The organism is Deltaproteobacteria bacterium, from assembly GCA_019308995.1.
Lineage (GTDB): Bacteria > Desulfobacterota > Desulfarculia > Adiutricales > JAFDHD01 > JAFDHD01.
Map to the genome: position 1 here is coordinate 25,323 of JAFDHD010000030.1, position 17,564 is coordinate 42,886.

Sequence of the window (17,564 nt, forward strand, 5' to 3'; positions counted from 1 at the left end):
CCCGGTTGCTCTTTGATGGGATCGGCCCGGGATTACTTTGACTCCATAGCCGTAGCGGCCGACCTCCTTGATATTAAGCTCGTCGAGCTCCCGGACTGGAACTGCTGCGGGGCCTCGTCCGGCCACAGCCTCAATCACCGCATTACCCTCAACCTGGCCGCCAGGAACCTGGGCCTGAGCCTAGACTTGCCTCAGCCCCTGGTTGTGCCTTGCGCGCTCTGCTATAACCGTCTCAAGGTCGCCCAGGCCGAGTTGATCAAGGGCCACAGTCTCGTTATTCCTGAAATCGCCCGTCTCGGGACCGATTACGAGCGTGTGGAGGTGGTGGAACTGAATACCTATCTTACCAGCCCGGAATTTATTGAACTGGCTGAAGCAAAAAAGGTCCTTGATCTGGAAGGGCTTAAACCGGTCTGCTATTACGGCTGTCAGGGTCAAAGACCGCCCAAGATAACCGGGCATCCGGACTATGAGAACCCCATGGGGCTGGATAATCTTCTGGCCGCCCTTGGAGCCGATGTTAAGGATTGGTCCTTTAAGACCGACTGCTGCGGGGCTTCCCATGCCATAGCCCGACCGGATATCCATTTCGAAATGGTCACCGACTTGTATCGCCGGGCTATTGAGGCCGGGGCCAACTGCTTTGTCACCGGCTGCCAGATGTGTCAGAGCAACCTGGACCTGAATCAGAAAGAGATAGCGGCCGAGATGGGCCAGGAGATTTACCTGCCGGTCTTCTACTTCACCGAGCTTATGGGATTGGCTCTGGGCAAAAATGATGCGCCTGTCTGGCTGCGGCGGCACATGGTCAGTCCCAAGGCTTTGTTGAGTGAGATAAATTTGTCCAAAGACATTCAGGAACGTTTATGACTGAGCACATAGATAAAACAGAGGAAAAACTTTCCGGAGCCGTCATGGTGGTCGGTGGCGGGATTGCGGGAATACAGGCCGCCTTGGACCTGGGTGAACAGGGTTTTTACGTTTACCTAGTCGAAGGTTCACCTTCCATCGGCGGCCGGATGTCCATGCTGGACAAAACCTTCCCGACCAATGACTGTTCCACCTGCATGATTTCACCCAAGCTGGTTGAGATAGCTCGTCATAATAATATCGAAATCCTGACCCTGGCCAAACTGACCGAGCTGACCGGAGAGCCAGGCCGGTTTCAGGCTACGGTGAGGATAGAGCCGCGGTATGTTGACCCGAGTAAATGTGTTGGCTGCGGGATATGTGCCGATAAGTGTCCTAAAAAGGTTCCGGATGAATTCAACCAGGGTCTATCTCTACGCAAAGCAGCCTTTCTTCGATATCCCCAGGCCGTTCCTTTAATCTATTCCATAGACGAGGATAATTGCATCTATTTTCTTAAGGGACGATGCCGGGCGTGCGAAAAATTCTGCCAGAGCGACGCCATTGACTTCAATCAAAAGGAACGAATCATAACCCTGGACATAGGCGCTGTAATCCTGGCGCCGGGTTATGACGTGGTTCATGGCAGTGTTCGCCCGGAATTGGGTTACGGCCGCTATGCCAATGTCCTGAGCAGTCTGGAATTCGAACGCGTCCTCTCCGCCACCGGTCCCACGACCGGGAAAATCGAGAGGCCTTCGGATGACGGTATCCCCAAAAGAATAGCCTGGATACAGTGCGTCGGTTCCAGGGACCCTTCCCTGGGACGTGACTACTGCTCTTATGTCTGCTGTATGTACGCCGCCAAGCAGGCTATCCTGGCTAAAGAGCATGTGGAAGGGCTGGATGTAACCATCTTCCACATGGACGTCCGTGCTCAAGGTAAAGGCTTTGACCGGTATTACGAACGGGCCAAGGATCAGCACGGGGTACGGTATGTCCGGTCCATGATCTCGCGCGTTATCGAGGACCCGGCCACCCAGAATCTTAAGATTCAGTATTTGGATGAGACCGACCGGGAAGTAAAAGAGACCTTTGACATGGTCATTCTTTCTCTGGGCATGGAACCCAGGGCCGCCGCCCGGGACCTAGTTGAGGCCCTAGGCGTGGAGACGGATCGGTTCGGTTTCGCGGCCATGCAAGGACTCAACCCTTTACGAACCAGCCGTGAAGGCGTTTTCGCCTGCGGTGTCTTTCAGGCTCCCCGTGACATACCCGATACGGTGATGCAGGCGAGCGGGGCCGCGGCCGAGGTGGCCGCCGTTCTGGCAGAAGCCCGCGGCTCTGAAGTCATTCTGCCTGAGATGCCTCAGGAGCGGGACGTTTCAGGTGAGCCGCCGCGGATTGGGGTCTTTATCTGCCACTGCGGGACCAACATTGCCGGGGTGGTAGATGTTCCGGACGCGGTCGAGTTTGCCAAGGAGCTGCCTTATGTCGAATATGCTGAGAACCTCCTCTTTGCGTGCGCCACGGACTCTCATGAAAAGATTGCCAGCCTCATCAAGGAACATAACCTGAATCGGGTCGTGGTCGCCTCCTGCTCGCCCCGGACTCATGAGGCCCTTTTTCAACATACCCTGCGTCAGGCAGGACTTAATCCCTACCTTTTCGAACTGGCTAATATTCGCGATCAATGCTCCTGGGTCCACGCTCAGGATCCAGAAGCCGCCACGGCCAAGGCCAAAGAGTTGATCAAGATGTCGGTGGCCCGGGCGGCCCTGCTCCAGCCCCTGCATAAGCTTCCAGTGGAGGTGAAACAATCCGCCCTGATTATCGGCGGCGGCGTGGCTGGCATGACAGCGGCCTTAAGCCTGGCCGAGCAGGGGTTCCCGGCGCACCTGGTCGAAAGAACCGACGAACTCGGGGGTATTGCCAGAAGGCTGACCCGAACCCTGGAAGGCTTCGATGTGCCATCCTTTCTGGCGGAGCTTAAGGAAAAGGTTCTGAAACACAACCTGATAGAGGTTCACCTCGGCGCCGAAGTCGCCTCGATCTCCGGCCACGTCGGTCAATTTGCCTCGGAGCTGAAAACCAAAGGCGATGCGGTGACGGTTCAGCACGGCGCTTTTATCGTAACCACCGGCGGTCAGGAGTACCAGCCGACAGAATACCTGGCCGGACAGGATGACCGCGTTCTGACGCAGCTGGCTCTTAATGAAGCCCTTTATAATGACCCGGATGCCCTGGCCGGGGTGTCAGATGTGGTGATGATCCAGTGTGTGGGTTCCCGTGACGATGAGCATCCATACTGCAGCCGCATCTGCTGCTCCGCCGCCGTGGCCAACGCCCTGCGAATCAAAGAACTCAACCCTGAAGTCGAGGTGACGATCCTCTTTCGGGACATGCGCACCTTCTCCCTCAAGGAGCTCTATTACCGGGAGGCCCGGGATAAGGGCGTCCGTTTTATTCGTTATGAACCGGATCAGCCCCCGGAGGTTGCTTCCGGGAGCCACGGTCTTAAGATCATGGTGTTTGACCAAATTTTGAGGGCGCCGATTGCCTTGCGCGCCGACCGGCTCGTGCTCTCGGCCGCGGTTAGACCCCAGGAGGATGCGCATCGCCTGACCGAGACCTTGAAAGTTGATCTTGACACTGATGGCTTTTTTATGGAGGCCCATCTCAAGTTAAGGCCGGTGGACTTTACCAACAGCGGCTTTTTCATGGCCGGGCTGGCTCACGGCCCCAAGTTCCTGGAGGAGTCTGTGGCCCAGGCCAAAGCGGCCGCGGCCAAGGCGGCCATCGTTTTGGCTAAAGCCACGATTGAGGTTGGGGGGATGGTGGCCGTGGTGGACCCGAGTAAGTGCGCCGTCTGCCTCACCTGCGTGCGCACCTGTCCTTACGGCGTGCCGCGCATCGGGCCTCACGATCACGCCGAGATCGAGCCCGCCCTGTGCCAGGGCTGCGGGGCCTGCGTCTCCGAATGCCCAGGCAAGGCCATCAGCCTTCAGCATGCGACCGATGAACAGATTTTGGCCAAGACCCACGTCTTGACCGCCTGATTGCCCTGTAATTCCCCCTAAGCCCCCTTTCAAAAATCAGGGGACATCTATATCTGTTCCTCCGCCCTCTTTAGTTGAGGCTCCTTTAAAAATAGGCCGGTTTTGAAAGTACATTCCCGATAAAATAATCTTTGACAAAACAGTCCAAAATAGATCATATTAATTAAGGTAGTTATATTTTAGGTCATCCAAAAATTACAGCACTAATCTAAAACAAGAGGGAGCGAAAATGGCCAGAATAAAAATTAAGGATTTGCCAAAGGACCAGAAAATAGGGGTTTTTATTTAACCGCAAGTTACAGCGATGGTGAGTCCCAGGACAAGGACCATAAAGACTGGCTGGGGGCAGTTTATCAACCCATCCACAAAACCTGAAGAGGCACCGGATCATTAAGATAAGGAGGTAAAGAGGGTTAAATTTGGTTCTATCTCTAATCTTTCCCTGAACAAATGGCCTTAAGTTGAATCAAGGGGGCGCTATACTAATTTTCTGTTGTTTTTAAATGTCAAAAAATTAGTAGCAGAATGCAGAATGTGCTGGCACCATTAATTAAGGGCATGGATTCTATTCGATACGCAAAGTGCACTCCACGTGGCTAAGGTTACAGCGATGCAAACCCAACCGAAGCCGTCGATCACGGCCCTTCTTTCTTCTCCAACCTGGCCAGCTCCTCGATTTCAGCCACCACATCGTCAATAAGTGGGCCAAGTGTCTCCTCTGAAAAATCAAACTTGATTCCAGCGGCCGTGAAAAGTTCCAGAAGCGGCCTGCTCCCGCCCAGGGCCAGTCCGGCCTTATAATCAGCAATGGTCTTCTTCAGGTCTGACTTGGCCTTTCGCCAGATTTGCAAGGCCCCCAGTTGGGCGATGCCATACTCGATATAATAAAATGGAACCTCGAAGAGATGCAGCTGGCGCTGCCAGGCGGTTTTCAAGCCCTCCTCATAGCCGGAATAGTCCACATCGCCCCCGAATCTCTCCATCAGGGCCAGCCAGCAGTCGGTCCGTTCTTGAGTCGAATGTCCTGGATGTGAATAAAGCCAGTGCTGAAAGGCGTCAATGGTTGCAATCCAGGGGAAGAGGAAGAGCAGGTCTTCGAGATTTTTTTTGCGCGCCCGGGCGGCCTCGGCCTGGTTGTAAAACTCCTCCAGGTAGTTCGAGGCAATCAATTCCATACCCATGGAGGCCACCTCGCAGAATTCCATGGGCGCGTGCCTGTAATGGAGAAGCGGCTCCTCCCGTGACGCAAATGAATGGAAGGCATGCCCGCCTTCATGCAGCAGGGTGTACACGTCCCGGTTGAGTCCGGCGGCGTTCATGAAGATAAAAGGCAGCCGAACCTCCTCCAGCGCGGACTGATACCCCCCCGGCGCCTTGCCTTTATGGCTGGCAAGGTCCAGTAGGCCGTCATCTTTCATCTTTTCAAAGATCTTTCCGAGGTCAGGATCAACCTTTTCAAATATCTTCACGCAGCCTGAGGACAGCTCTTCTGGATTGGAAAATGGCTTGAGAGGAGGGCGGCTGTAAGGGTCAACCGCGAGGTCGTAAGGGCGGAGCGTACTCAGGCCCAGGGTCTTCCTCTGCCTCCCGAGCGATTCATTATACGCGGGCATGACGCACTTCTCCACGGCGTCATGGAACCTTAAACAATCTTGAGGCGTGTAATCAAAGCGTTCCAATTCTTTGAAACGAAATTCAATGTAATTGTCAAAGCCGGCGTTTTCAGCCGCCTGCTGTCGGAGCCCGAGCATTTTGTCGTAAAGGTTGTTCAGTTTATCTGCATCCTGAAGCCTTCTTTCGCTCACCAGTTCCCACGACTGCCTGCGGATATCCCGGTCCGGCTCCTCAAGAAAGACGAGCATCTGCTGCAGGGTCCTTTCCTGATCTTGAAATTCAACCGTCATGGCTCCCTGAATACTCATATATTCCTGAGATAACTTGGCCAGTTCGGTCTGGAGCGGTACGTTTTCTTCACGGAAGATCTCGAGATGATTTCTAATATCCCGGATCAATATCTCGTATTTGAATTGGTCCAGCTCTCTCAGATGAGGGTTGTTTATAAATTTATTATCGAGTTCATTCCCCCGCGTCTTCATCCCAGGCTCGATATGTTCCACGAAGTGCATGTATGCCTTCTTGATCTCTTCGTCATCCGTGGCGCATGTCATGGCGATGTACCGCCTGGAGCCTTCTTCACCCAGAGCGGCCTGGAGTTCACTTAAGTCAAGCAGCCATTTTACCAGTTCTGAAACCGAGCCCGGCTCCCGGTCAAGAAGGTCCTGGTAGAAAGGCTCGATTTTCCCCCAATCCGCCAGATCAATCTCCTCGGGCAGAAAACGGCGTGGAAATTCCGAGGCGGGCCTTTTTATCTCAGAAACCTTGTTCGTAGAAACTTTTCCCATGGCTTACCTTCTTTCATTTGTGCTCACAGCCTAAAGATCATGCCTGGCCACAATCGGCATCTTCCGGCCAATCCCGAAGGCCTTTGATGTGACCTTCAGGCCAGGGGCGGCCTGCTTTCGTTTGAACTCGTTGCGGTTCATGGTTTTGATAACCCACTTTACCATGTCGAGGTCAAGGCCCTGATCAACGATGCGCTCGATGGAATATCCTTCCTCGATGTAATAAAACAACATCTGATCCAGGAGTTCATAAGGCGGAAGGGTATCCTCGTCCCGCTGATTGGGCTTCAATTCTGCGGAGGGCGCTTTTTCAATGCACCGGCGGGGAATGACCTCGGACTTTTGGTTAATAAAGTGCGCCAGCTCATAGACCATGGTTTTAGGAACGTCGGAAATAACTCCCAGCCCGCCGCACATATCGCCGTACAGGGTGCAGTAGCCCAGAGCCAGTTCGCTTTTATTTCCGGTCGCAAGCACGAAGTAGCCAAACTTGTTGGAAAAGGCCATCAGGATATTGCCTCGTATTCTGGCCTGGATGTTCTCTTCAGTCACGTCCGGTGCCCTGCCTGAGAAATGTTCTTCCCAGCTATCGAGATAGGATTCAAATATACTACCAATCGGAATGATCTTGATTTCCACTCCCAGGTTGGCGGCCAGTTGCTCTGCATCCTCCATACTCTCCCTGGAGGAATACTGAGAAGGCATGGACAGACTGAGGACGTTTTCCGGCCCCAGCGCCTCTGCGGCCAGACACAGCGTGACCGCTGAGTCAATACCACCGGAAAGGCCGACAATGGCCTTGGAAAATCCGCTTTTTATTACATAGTCCCGCGTACCCAAGGCCAGGGCCTCATATACAGACTGGATTCTATCCAGGGGCGCAAATCCCCTGGTCATGGCCTCACCATTCATGTCTATCGTCTCCACATGCTCTTTAAAAGCAGGAAAGACGCTCAGGGGCTCTCCTTCATGGTTAAGGCAGAAGCTGCGGCCGTCAAAGATGAGTTCGTCATTCCCGCCGACCTGGTTAACATAAACAAGCGGAACCTTCAGTTTGAGGACATGGTTGCGCATAACACGGTACCTGACTTCTTCTTTACCTAGCTCAAACGGTGAGGCCGAGATATTGATCAGCAGGGTGGCGCCTTTCTGAATCAGAACCTCAACTGGATTTAAAGAATAGAATTTTCCCGGCGCCCATAATTCAGGGTCAGTCCACGCATCTTCGCAAACAGTTATACCAAGTCTTTCATCCTTGAAAGTAACAGGTTCGATCTCCTTTGCTGGATCAAAGTACCGCGCCTCATCAAAAACATCATAAGTCGGCAGCAGGCTCTTGGGCTGCTGAAAAACGATCTTTCCCCGATGAATCAGTAAGGCGGAATTGTAAAGCCCTTTCCCGGCCTCCCCTTCCCAGGGTTGAGCCGATCCGATCAGGATACCCGTTTCAGGGTACTGACCGGAAACCCTTATCAGTTCAGCCACGGCCTTTTGTTCCTGCCCAATAAACCAGTCACGCTCCACCAAATCCTGAGGCGGATAGCCCACCAGGAATAATTCAGGAAAGATCAGTAAATCCGGGTGATCCTGTTTGGATTGAGATAATGCCTTTTTCGCCTTGGCGAGATTACCCGTGATATCTCCGACAATCGGGTTCAGCTGGGCCAAAGAAACTTTCATGGCGCTGCTTCCCTTTCAATATATTTTGATCTTGAAATATTATCCACATTGCCGTCTGTTGTCGAGTTTTCTTTTGAGAGAAGTTACAACCCCCCTGCTGCGCTGGCAATGCTCATGAATAGTTTTTATAAATTAAATTATTGGGAAAATTCCTTAAAGAGACCTCGTATTGAAAGCAGACTTCATTTGTGATATGTCTCAATTAAAGTGGGGAATGACTCTCAGATGCGTGACTCAAGAAAAATACATTTCCTTTTGCCATGGATAATTCTTCTTTTTTTGGCCGGGCCAACCTGGGCCTATGAGGTTCTTGATGACCTAGAGGTCGCCTTCGAAGCGCATGTCAGCAACGATTTCGATGAGGCCATCAAGCTTTACACCAAAATCATCGAAACAGATACCCTGAACCGCAAGAACTTATCAGTTCTGTATCTCCTGAGAGGAGAGGCCTGGGCCGAACAGGGTGACTGCAATCATGCCATCGAGGATTTCACAGAAGCGATCAGGCTGAGACCGGAGTATGCCCATGCCTACTATTTCCGGGGTGATTGTCACACATATAAGGGTGAGTATAAAAAGGCGTGGCGCGATATCGAAAAAGCCATCCACATAAGACCGGATAAGGAGCTGTACCGGGAGACCTGGACCTTACTGGCCTCTTTAATGGGCAAGGAGGAAGAGGAGTTCATGGCGGCGGCCCCATTCGCGCCAGCTCGAAAATCATTGAAAATTCCAGCTAAAGCCAGATCGAGCTGGAAGTCAGCCATCCCCGATTTTTTTCGCTCCCCCTGGTCATATATAAAAACAATCAGGCAGCAACGAAGCAGGGAATAAAACCCCTGAGGCATGGGGGTGCGAGACAGGAAGGCCTTTGAAGAAAAAAATCGGGTCAGGACCTCGGCCCACGCCTGAAACGCCGGTTTCCGACTCTAGTTAACTCACCTAACCAGGTCAGGGTGTCTGGGGGGAGAAGCCAGGACGGCGCAGACAAGCCCCACGACACTGAAGCCGGTTATGATCGCAAAGGCCGGGAAGTAGGTTCCCATGGCATCATTGATCGCCCCGGCCATGACCGGGCCCAGGGCCTGAGCGATAATGGCCAGGGGAAACATCAGGCCCAGGATCTGGGTATAATGAAGACGTCCATAGTATGCGCCGATGAAGGTCGGCAGGGCTGTAACCAATGCCCCATAGCTGACGCCAAAGAGCGCAGAGTAGATATAGATTAGGAACAAGCTCCTGGCGGAAAGCAGAATAAACAGCGCTATCGCCTGTACCACAAAGCAGACAACCGCTAAAAGCCTCACTTCAAATCTAACCCCTAACAGGCCAAAGGCCAGCCGCCCGAAGATACTCATTCCCGGAACAAGGGCCAGAGCCGTGGCCGCTATCATGGGTGAAAAACCAATATCCTTGAGATAAGCCGCCTGGTGGGCTGCCACCGTGCCGATGGCCAGGAAGTTGGCGGCACACCAGATTGTGATTAACCAGAAGACGTGGTTTCGTACGGCCTGCCCGATTCGCCAGTCCACAGGGCTTTGATAAACCCGGGAGACATGACCGGCCTCCTCTTGGATCTCACTGGCCGATACGTTCGATATACCGTCCGCCGCCTGTCCCATGTCCTCCGGCCTGTTCCTGATCAGAATCAGGCCCCCGATGAGTGCCGCGCCAATGAGTTGTATCATTGCCAGGATCAGCCAGGCCATCTGCAAACCGAAACTGGCAATCAGCCAGGCCGTCAGGGGCGGGAAGGCAAAGCCGCCTAAACCTCCGGCAGATGTGACAATCCCCATGCCTAGTGATCGCCTCCGGACGAACCAGTTGTTGACGACCGTGGTACAGGCCAAATACAGTCCAAAACCGGCTCCCAGGCCTGTCAGGACCCCGTAAAACAGGTAGATCTGCCATACTCGTGTTGCCATGGACATTCCGAACAGGCCGAAGGCGGCAAGCAGATTGCCGCAGACAATGTTCGTCCTGGGTCCGAATCTGGCGATCGAGGCCCCGATGATTGGACCGGGCAGCCCAAAAGCCAGCATCGCCACAGAGAGCGCGCCTCCGACCACGGCTCGGCTCCAGCCGTACTCATGACACATGGCTGGAAGAAAAACCCCGTATGAGTAAAAGAAGGTGCCGCTGGCGGTGAAGTACACCAGCGTCGCCCCGGCCAGCGCCACCCAGCCGTAAAAACCGGGGTTCTTATGAGCAGCCTCAGTGTTTCCAGTCATATGCGCCTTCCTTCATGCTTGGCAGCCTGACCTGCTTTTTAAACCAGCCTGAGTCAGGGGATTATCCTTCATTCATTAAATTCATAGCGATTGTCATAATTATTTTCCTTTTGGGTTCCTGGTATCAGAATCCAGGGTCAATCAGGTCGTCTGGTTTCCCTACAACTTCCCGACATTCGGACCATTATAGATACCAGTTTGGTATGCACAGGAGGTGCCTCTTATATGATTATCAATCTCAGACCTTTTCAATCGGAACGTATTTTTGCCATCCGCTCTAAAAAGCTCGTCGGAATTGCGCCGCCACAGACCGGCCGGCGCTCCGGAGATAAAAACATGGTTTGACAACCCACAGATTTTTTCAAAGAACCAATTTTTTAATCCTGGTTGACTTCCTGATTTTCTGTTTTAAAGTTACAAGTTATTTCTCGGCAATCTTTAAAACCTTCTTCAGGAACTGGCCGGTATAGGACTGGTTCATGCAGGCCACCTCCTCTGGCGTGCCGAAGGCAATGACCCGGCCGCCTAAATCCCCTCCCTCGGGTCCGAGGTCAATGATATGGTCAGCGCATTTAATCACGTCCAGGTTGTGTTCTATAATGACGACGGTATTGCCTTGATCCACCAGCCGGTTAAGAACATTAAGGAGTTTTTTAATGTCATCAAAATGCAGGCCGGTGGTCGGTTCGTCCAGAATGTACAGGGTCCGGCCGGTGCTGCGCTTGGAAAGCTCCCGGCTGAGCTTGATGCGCTGAGCCTCGCCGCCGGAAAGCGTTGTGGCCGGCTGCCCTAATTTGATATAACCCAGCCCCACATCTCTGATAGTGGTCAGCTTGTTCTTGACGGCCGGGATGTTTTTGAAAAACTCCCAGGCCTCGTTAACGGTCATATCCAGGACATCAGCGATGGAGGCGCCACGGTAAAGGATTTCCAGGGTATCGCGGTTGTATCGGCTTCCCTTACAGACCTCGCAGGTGACATAAACATCGGGCAGGAAATGCATCTCGATCTTGATGATCCCATCGCCCTGACAGGCTTCACACCGCCCGCCCTTAACATTGAAAGAGAATCTCCCGGGTTTGTACCCTCTAGCCTTTGCGGTGGGAAGCCGGGCGAAGAGATCACGGATAAAAGTAAAGACACCGGTATAGGTTGCCGGGTTGGAGCGAGGAGTTCGACCGATGGGGCTCTGATCAATATCAATAACCTTGTCAATATACTCAAGACCCCTAATTTTTTCGACCTTCCCGGCTCTGTCCTTGGAGCGGTAAAGGTGCTGGGCCAGGGTTTTGTATAGGGTTTCGACGACCAGGGTGGATTTGCCTGAACCGGAGACACCGGTGACACAGGTCAAGGTGCCCAGGGGTATATGAACGTCAATATTCTGGAGGTTGTGTTCCGAGGCTTTCTTGAGGATGATTTCACCGTTATCTGACTGGCGTCTTTTTGCCGGGATCATGATTTTTTGACGTCCTGAAAGATACTGTCCGGTCAGGGATTCTTTACTTTTAAGCAGCTTTTTTGGTGAACCGGTAAAAACAATCTCACCGCCCTTTATCCCGGCCCCGGGCCCCATATCCAGGACATGGTCAGCCGCCAGGATGGTTTCAGCGTCATGCTCAACGATCAGGACGGTGTTGCCCAGGTCACGCATCCTTTTCAAGGTGCTCAGCAGGCGCATGTTATCGCGCTGATGCAGGCCGATGGATGGTTCGTCCAGGATATAGATCACCCCGACCAGCCGGGAGCCGATCTGCGTCGCCAGGCGGATGCGTTGCCCTTCACCGCCGGACAGGCTGGCTGAGGCGCGGTCAATGGTCAAATAATCCAGGCCGACATTGGTCAGGAACTCCAGGCGTTCCCGGATCTCTTTTATGACGCGGCGTGCAATCTCCATTTCCCGGTCTGAAAGTATCAGTTCTTCAAAGAACTTACGTGCCTCAGTCACCGAGAAGCCGGTGACCTGGCTGATGTTCAGCCCGCCAACCTTTATGGCCAGACTTTCCCGGCGCAGCCTGGCCCCCTTGCATTTCGGACAGGGCTGATAGTTCATGTATTGCTCAATCTCCTCGCGGATGCGGGCTGAACTCGTCTCGCGGTAACGCCTTTCCAGCCTGGTGATAATCCCTTCAAAAGGACGCCGGAAAAAATAGCGGCGGTCATCCCTCTCGAAGTAAAAACGGATTTCTTCATCGTCTGAGCCGTAAAGTAAAACCTTCTTGACCTGATTCGGAAGCTTCTTAAAGGGAGTATAGATATCAAATGAGTAATGATCGGCCAGAGCGTCCATGAGCTGAAAGAAGTAAACCGAAGAGGTATTAGAATGGGGCGCTAACGCCCCTTCTCGCACGGATAACTCCGGATTGGGGACAATCAGTTCCGGATCGAAATACATCTTTGTGCCTAACCCGTCACAGGTCGGGCAGGCCCCCTGGGGATTGTTAAAGGAGAACATCTGGGGTGTCACTTCAGGGTAGCTGATGCCGCAAACATCACAGGCCAGATGCTCGCTAAAAAAAAGCTCCTCCTGACCGACAACGGCAGCCAGCACCGTGCCTCCTGAGGTGCGTAGCGCCAGCTCGACCGAATCGGTCAGCCGCCGGCTCACCCCTTCTTTAACTACCAGCCGGTCCACAACCAGCTCCAGGTTATGCTTTTTCTTTTTGTCCAGCTTGATCTCTTCGCTCAGGTCACGAATCTCCCCATTGACACGAACCCGAAGGAATCCATCCTTACGGAGCTGATCCAGTAGCTTGGCATGCTCACCCTTGCGTCCCGCGACCAGAGGCGCCATGATCATCACCCTGGAGCCCTCTTTCAAGGTTGAAACCTGGTCCACGATTTCTTGAACGGTCTGCGAGGTGATCTCGCGGCCGCAGTTATAACAATGGGGATGACCGACCCGGGCGAAAAGCAGACGCAGGTAGTCGTAAATTTCGGTGACCGTGCCCACGGTCGAGCGCGGGTTCTTGCTGGCTGTCTTCTGTTCGATGGAGATGGCCGGGGAGAGGCCCTCGATGAAGTCCACATCCGGTTTGTCCATCTGTTCCAAAAACTGCCGGGCATAGGCCGAAAGGGATTCCACATAGCGGCGCTGGCCTTCGGCGTAAATGGTGTCAAAGGCCAGGGTAGATTTACCAGAGCCGGACAATCCAGTGATAACGACCAGGGCATTCCTGGGGATATCCACATTAATATTCTTGAGGTTGTGCTCCCTGGCGCCGCGGATAATAATCTGATCCTGCGGCTCAGCTTGTATGGAACCAGTTCGAGGCACCCGGTTTTTCAAACCTCCTTTACTTAACCCCAATCGAATTTTTAAGTATGCCACCCCAATGGGTCTATTTCAAGGCAAATGAATGAGGCCGAATTAGATTATTTAGGAAAGCGCGAGCTTCCAAATCTATGGTTTCAAGTAAATGGAGGTATGACTTTAAATATTTTTTTTGGGGTTCAAGCCTATGTAGGAGTTGAACAGTTTTATTTAGCCGGCGGAGCCGGTTTAGACGCGGGCCACGTCCTATTCTTCGTCCTCGTCTTCGTAATCATCTTCATAGTCGTCATCTGGATACACATACTGAGGCGGAGAATCGCCACGTTTTTCAAGCATATGGGGGTAGCGGCGGCTTTTTTCCGGAGTCTCGTCGGTCTGCTCAACCTTGATTTCATGCCACCAACTGTCCCCGAAATCGAACAAATAATGAAAGGTCTGACCAGGTTTCAAATCAAGACTGCTGATCCGAGTCTTGGCCGCGTTCTTAATCGGTTTACCACCCCAAGAGGCAAGTTCTTCTGGGCCATCGGGAGAGGTATACTCGGAAGCATCGCGGATTCTCGCCCGCCCCTTGGCTCCAGGCTTGGGGAAGTAAAAGGAATAGAGATGAGGATCGAATCGGTCAAAGGCCTCGAAAATGGCCTGGTGCAGATGGTCTAGTGTTTGGTCAGAGCCCACGGCGATCCTTCGCCAGATTCTCTTCTCGTCTTGTAATGCCACTTTAAAAGTAAAAATCTCACGCTTCATGTCAAAGTCCTCCTGGAAAAAAGCAATGAGTCAGGCTCATATTTGTACCCGCTTCATTATTTCTATTATTCAATTTGAACAAGAAGGCCAACCGTTATAAGAATATACAAACATGGCTGGCTGGTCAAGAAACCCTGCAGGCGTCCTGGCAAAGCTCTTGCATGTATATTTGGAAGAGATCTTTAAGGAAATTTTTAAGCCATAAGTTATGTCTCTTTCCGATATCCACCATCTGGGACTTTTCTGGCCTTTCAAAGGCCAGGATAAGATCAAGACGCACTCCTCTGCCTTAAAAATGACCTCGTTTGAGGAGGTATTGGCCCGGATCAGGCTGCTTGAGGGGAAAACCAAGCCCTCATCTCCACAAAAAAAGCAGGAATTAGAAGCAATCAGGACCCTGGCGGCGATTCATCGCCTCCAGATGAACCTGACCCTTCTTCAGGACTTGAGCGACACTTCTACCAGAGATGCCTCGGGTTTAATCCCCTTAAATTGGGTCGGTTCAGCATGGTGGCTCCATCTGGTCGAACTTATCAAGCCTTTGGAGGAGGCCTCGGCTTCCATGAGTCCGGAGGATACAGCCTCTGTTAAAGGCGAGACTTCACTGACTGAGTCCCAGGCGTCAGTTCTTAAGCTTTCAGGACAGGATTTTGACGCCCTGATCGAACAGGCGGCCAGGAGAAACGATCTGGATTCCAACCTGGTCAGGGCTGTTATAAAGGCTGAGTCTGATTTTAATCCCATGACCGAGTCAAAGAAAGGCGCCAGGGGGCTGATGCAACTCATGCCCGGCACCGCCAGGGAGCTGGGCGTGATGGATACCTTTGATCCAGTCCAGAATATTGAGGGCGGGTGCCGTTACCTGAGACAGATGCTCGACCGATACTCCGGAGATCTGAGCCAAGCCCTGGCCGCCTATAACTGGGGACCCGGCAATCTGGATCGCTCGCAAGGCTCCCTGCCTGAAGAAACCCGGACCTACCTCAAGCGCGTCCAACGCTTCTTCCGACAATTCACCGCTGTGGCCAAAGCCTAGTTTTTTTTAGTGACCGCTTATTTTATGAAACGGATTCCTCCGCATCATTAACTATAAATATTAGCACTGCATCTGCTCTAGCCGGCGCAGGCTAAGGATGGTTTTTATAAGAGGCAAAGAAGGTTTGTAGATAACTCCTTCCTCAATCAAAAAACTCCATGGGGAAGGCGATCATGGCAGGATGCGGGTTTAAGGGTGGCGTCCGGATCACAAGATTTATGCCTTTTTAAAGTGAATTCCAGATTTGGTCTTCCGAACATAAAACACGTCACCTTCGACATAGCCTAAACCCTGAACTATTTCTCGCGGAACAATAAGGCTGTTGCGCTTATTGATCTTGATTGTTTCGCTTATTTCGGAAGCCGTTTTTTTCCGCCGTGTATAGCCGCCCCTGGCCTTTCCTTTTTTTGTAAGATCGTTTTTTGAATGAGACCTGGGTCGTCTGGAGGTCTTAAGGCCAAACTTGGAGATAATCTTCTTATCAAGTTGACCTGTTTCCACAGCCTCAATCAGCTTCGATGAATCCACAATCCTTCGTTTTGGCATTTCTTTCTCCCTTTATGCGGCTCCCTTCATTGTCTGCCCGCCTGCTAGGTTTAAACCTTTTACTCTGTTTCCAACTCGTGCATCCAGTGCTCTCAATTTCTGTAACATGAGTTTTTAACAGGTAAGACACCTCAATGGCTAATGAAACACCTTGAGAACTATCACACCATTTCTTTTAGTAGTTGCACCGATTATACACACCGCCTCGAGATTTTTCAATCAGGCTTAAAACAATCAGCTTTAATTATCAAGCTATTTTGGGAACCGATTGATTACCCAGTATTACTTATAAAAGCCCTATCAGGGAAAAAACGCAAGAATAAAAAGCAGCCGCCAAGGAGCAGACCTAAAACATGGACCAGCTCTCAGGACGGCCCGCGCTTAAAAAAAATTACACTAAGGAGCAAGAAACCTTTATCAAGCCCGTCTCCATCCAAGGCTTGAATATAAGAGGTGAAATGCAAAGCAAATGAGATGGGGAACAGATTCTTTTCTTGACAAATAGCAGGACTTAAAATAAATTGAGCGACGTTGAAATCCTCAGGCGCCGAGGTAGCTCAGTCGGTAGAGCAGGGGACTGAAAATCCCTGTGTCGGCGGTTCAATTCCGTCCCTCGGCACCAGTAATTTCAAGGAGTTAGCTGACATTGGCTGGCTCCTTGTTTTGTTCGGTTGCGGATAGGTTGCGGATTGTTGCGGATTCTGCACCTAATCTGTCCAGTTCGGCGACCTCGTTTCTCGTCTGATTTGGCAGCCAATGGTAGTATGTATCCACGGTTATTTTTATTGAAGAATATCCAAGTTGACGTGATATATCCGCTATGTTGTGACCGGCGGTGATCCTGATGGTCGCATAGGAATGCCTTAAATCATGTATCCTAACCCTGCGAAGGCCAGCCTTTTCACAGACCTTGTAATGAATTCGGCCCCTGAGATTTCCACCATCCAGGGGATGCCCATCTTGATTGATAAAAACCCATTCAGGAACTTCTTTCCATCCCTTGCCCAAAGCTTGCTTTTTTCTCTGAACACGAAGAGCTTTTAAAACTTGAGAGAGTTACGGTGTCATTTCAACACGCCTGGTTTTACCGCTTTTAGGTGTAGTAAGCCGGTTTTCAACCCATCCCCTTCTGACTTCTATGAACTTTCCAGCGAAATCAATATCCCTCCACTGTAAGCCTAAGACCTCACCAAGCCTCATTCCTGTCCTGGCTAAGGTTAAGAAAAGAGGATAATACTCAGGGTTATTCTCATGACATGTTTTTAAGTAGACTTCGAGTTCTTGTGCCGAGAACGGAGAAATACCCTTGTCGAGCAATTGGTCCTTGGATTTAAATATTCTGCCCAACCTAGATGCAGGGTTTGAATCAACATGACCATCTTCCAAGGCCTGAGTGAAAAGCCCGGAAATAGCAGCCTTGATGTTCCTTACTGTGCCAGGGCTTAATCCCTCATTAATTTTCTTGAAGAGAAAATTCTTTACTTCTTCTCGCGTAATCGACTTCAAGGCTCTATTCCCGAACTGAGGCAATAAATAGCGATTCAATATTCCTTTGTAGCCATTGCAGGTAGAGTATTTCAGGGCCGCTGCAACATATCCATTTAGCCAAAGTGACGCATAGTCTCTAACGGAAGTTCACCCCGATCAAATTGAATAAAGCTAATAATAACGGATAATTAGTGCCGAAATGGCCTGATAATTGTAGGCATGTAATAAATGATTACATCACACAATAAGCTT

Annotated in this window: 12 protein-coding genes and 1 tRNA gene; 5 read left to right on the forward strand and 8 right to left on the reverse strand. The window is 51.6% G+C overall.

The genetic code is table 11. The annotated features are described in order from the left end of the window. The first annotated feature begins 15 nt into the window (after window positions 1–15). Complete coding sequence (locus JRI95_07270; protein ID MBW2061351.1) at window positions 16–870, forward strand: disulfide reductase; 855 nt, start codon at window positions 16–18, stop codon at window positions 868–870. After that, window positions 867–3,908: a CoB--CoM heterodisulfide reductase iron-sulfur subunit A family protein gene (locus tag JRI95_07275; protein ID MBW2061352.1), complete on the forward strand. Its 3,042-nt coding sequence runs from the start codon at window positions 867–869 to the stop codon at window positions 3,906–3,908. Before JRI95_07270 ends, JRI95_07275 begins: the two co-directional genes overlap by 4 nt. 635 nt (window positions 3,909–4,543) lie before the next feature. On the opposite strand, the gene JRI95_07280 is transcribed toward JRI95_07275, so the two are convergent. Further along, window positions 4,544–6,310, reverse strand: a complete 1,767-nt coding sequence (locus JRI95_07280) for a M3 family oligoendopeptidase (GenBank protein ID MBW2061353.1) — start codon at window positions 6,308–6,310, stop codon at window positions 4,544–4,546. Window positions 6,311–6,340: 30 nt separating this feature from the next. Then, entirely contained in the window at window positions 6,341–7,990 is a 1,650-nt protein-coding gene (locus JRI95_07285) for an NAD+ synthase (GenBank protein MBW2061354.1), read from the reverse strand. Window positions 7,991–8,215: 225 nt separating this feature from the next. Here JRI95_07285 and JRI95_07290 point away from each other — a divergent pair, with 225 nt between their 5' ends. After that, the gene (locus tag JRI95_07290) at window positions 8,216–8,824 is read left to right on the forward strand and encodes a tetratricopeptide repeat protein (protein MBW2061355.1); all 609 of its coding nucleotides are present in this window, start codon (window positions 8,216–8,218) and stop codon (window positions 8,822–8,824) included. A 104-nt stretch (window positions 8,825–8,928) separates the two neighbouring features. Here the strand turns inward: JRI95_07290 and JRI95_07295 are convergent, their stop codons facing one another. The 3 genes from JRI95_07295 to JRI95_07305 form a co-directional block, all read right to left on the reverse strand. Next, a complete protein-coding gene (locus JRI95_07295; protein ID MBW2061356.1) occupies window positions 8,929–10,221 on the reverse strand; it encodes an MFS transporter in 1,293 nt (430 codons plus the stop codon). A gap of 421 nt (window positions 10,222–10,642) precedes the next feature. Then, complete coding sequence (gene uvrA / locus JRI95_07300; GenBank protein MBW2061357.1) at window positions 10,643–13,480, reverse strand: excinuclease ABC subunit UvrA; 2,838 nt, start codon at window positions 13,478–13,480, stop codon at window positions 10,643–10,645. Between the two features lie 261 nt (window positions 13,481–13,741). After that, a complete protein-coding gene (locus tag JRI95_07305; protein ID MBW2061358.1) occupies window positions 13,742–14,242 on the reverse strand; it encodes a plasmid pRiA4b ORF-3 family protein in 501 nt (166 codons plus the stop codon). A gap of 295 nt (window positions 14,243–14,537) precedes the next feature. Between JRI95_07305 and JRI95_07310 the strand changes: the two genes are divergently transcribed. Beyond that, on the forward strand, window positions 14,538–15,278 hold the full coding sequence (locus JRI95_07310; GenBank protein ID MBW2061359.1) for a lytic transglycosylase domain-containing protein: 741 nt from the start codon (window positions 14,538–14,540) through the stop codon (window positions 15,276–15,278). A gap of 216 nt (window positions 15,279–15,494) precedes the next feature. Here the strand turns inward: JRI95_07310 and JRI95_07315 are convergent, their stop codons facing one another. Further along, the gene (locus tag JRI95_07315; protein MBW2061360.1) at window positions 15,495–15,824 is read right to left on the reverse strand and encodes a hypothetical protein; all 330 of its coding nucleotides are present in this window, start codon (window positions 15,822–15,824) and stop codon (window positions 15,495–15,497) included. A 546-nt stretch (window positions 15,825–16,370) separates the two neighbouring features. Here JRI95_07315 and JRI95_07320 point away from each other — a divergent pair. Further along, window positions 16,371–16,446 (forward strand) — tRNA-Phe (locus JRI95_07320). Window positions 16,447–16,460: 14 nt separating this feature from the next. Here the strand turns inward: JRI95_07320 and JRI95_07325 are convergent. Together JRI95_07325 and JRI95_07330 are read right to left on the reverse strand one after the other, a co-directional pair. Next, on the reverse strand, window positions 16,461–16,832 hold the full coding sequence (locus JRI95_07325) for a tyrosine-type recombinase/integrase (GenBank protein MBW2061361.1): 372 nt from the start codon (window positions 16,830–16,832) through the stop codon (window positions 16,461–16,463). Window positions 16,833–16,880: 48 nt separating this feature from the next. Continuing rightward, complete coding sequence (locus JRI95_07330) at window positions 16,881–17,330, reverse strand: tyrosine-type recombinase/integrase (protein MBW2061362.1); 450 nt, start codon at window positions 17,328–17,330, stop codon at window positions 16,881–16,883. Between the last annotated feature and the right edge of the window lie 234 nt (window positions 17,331–17,564).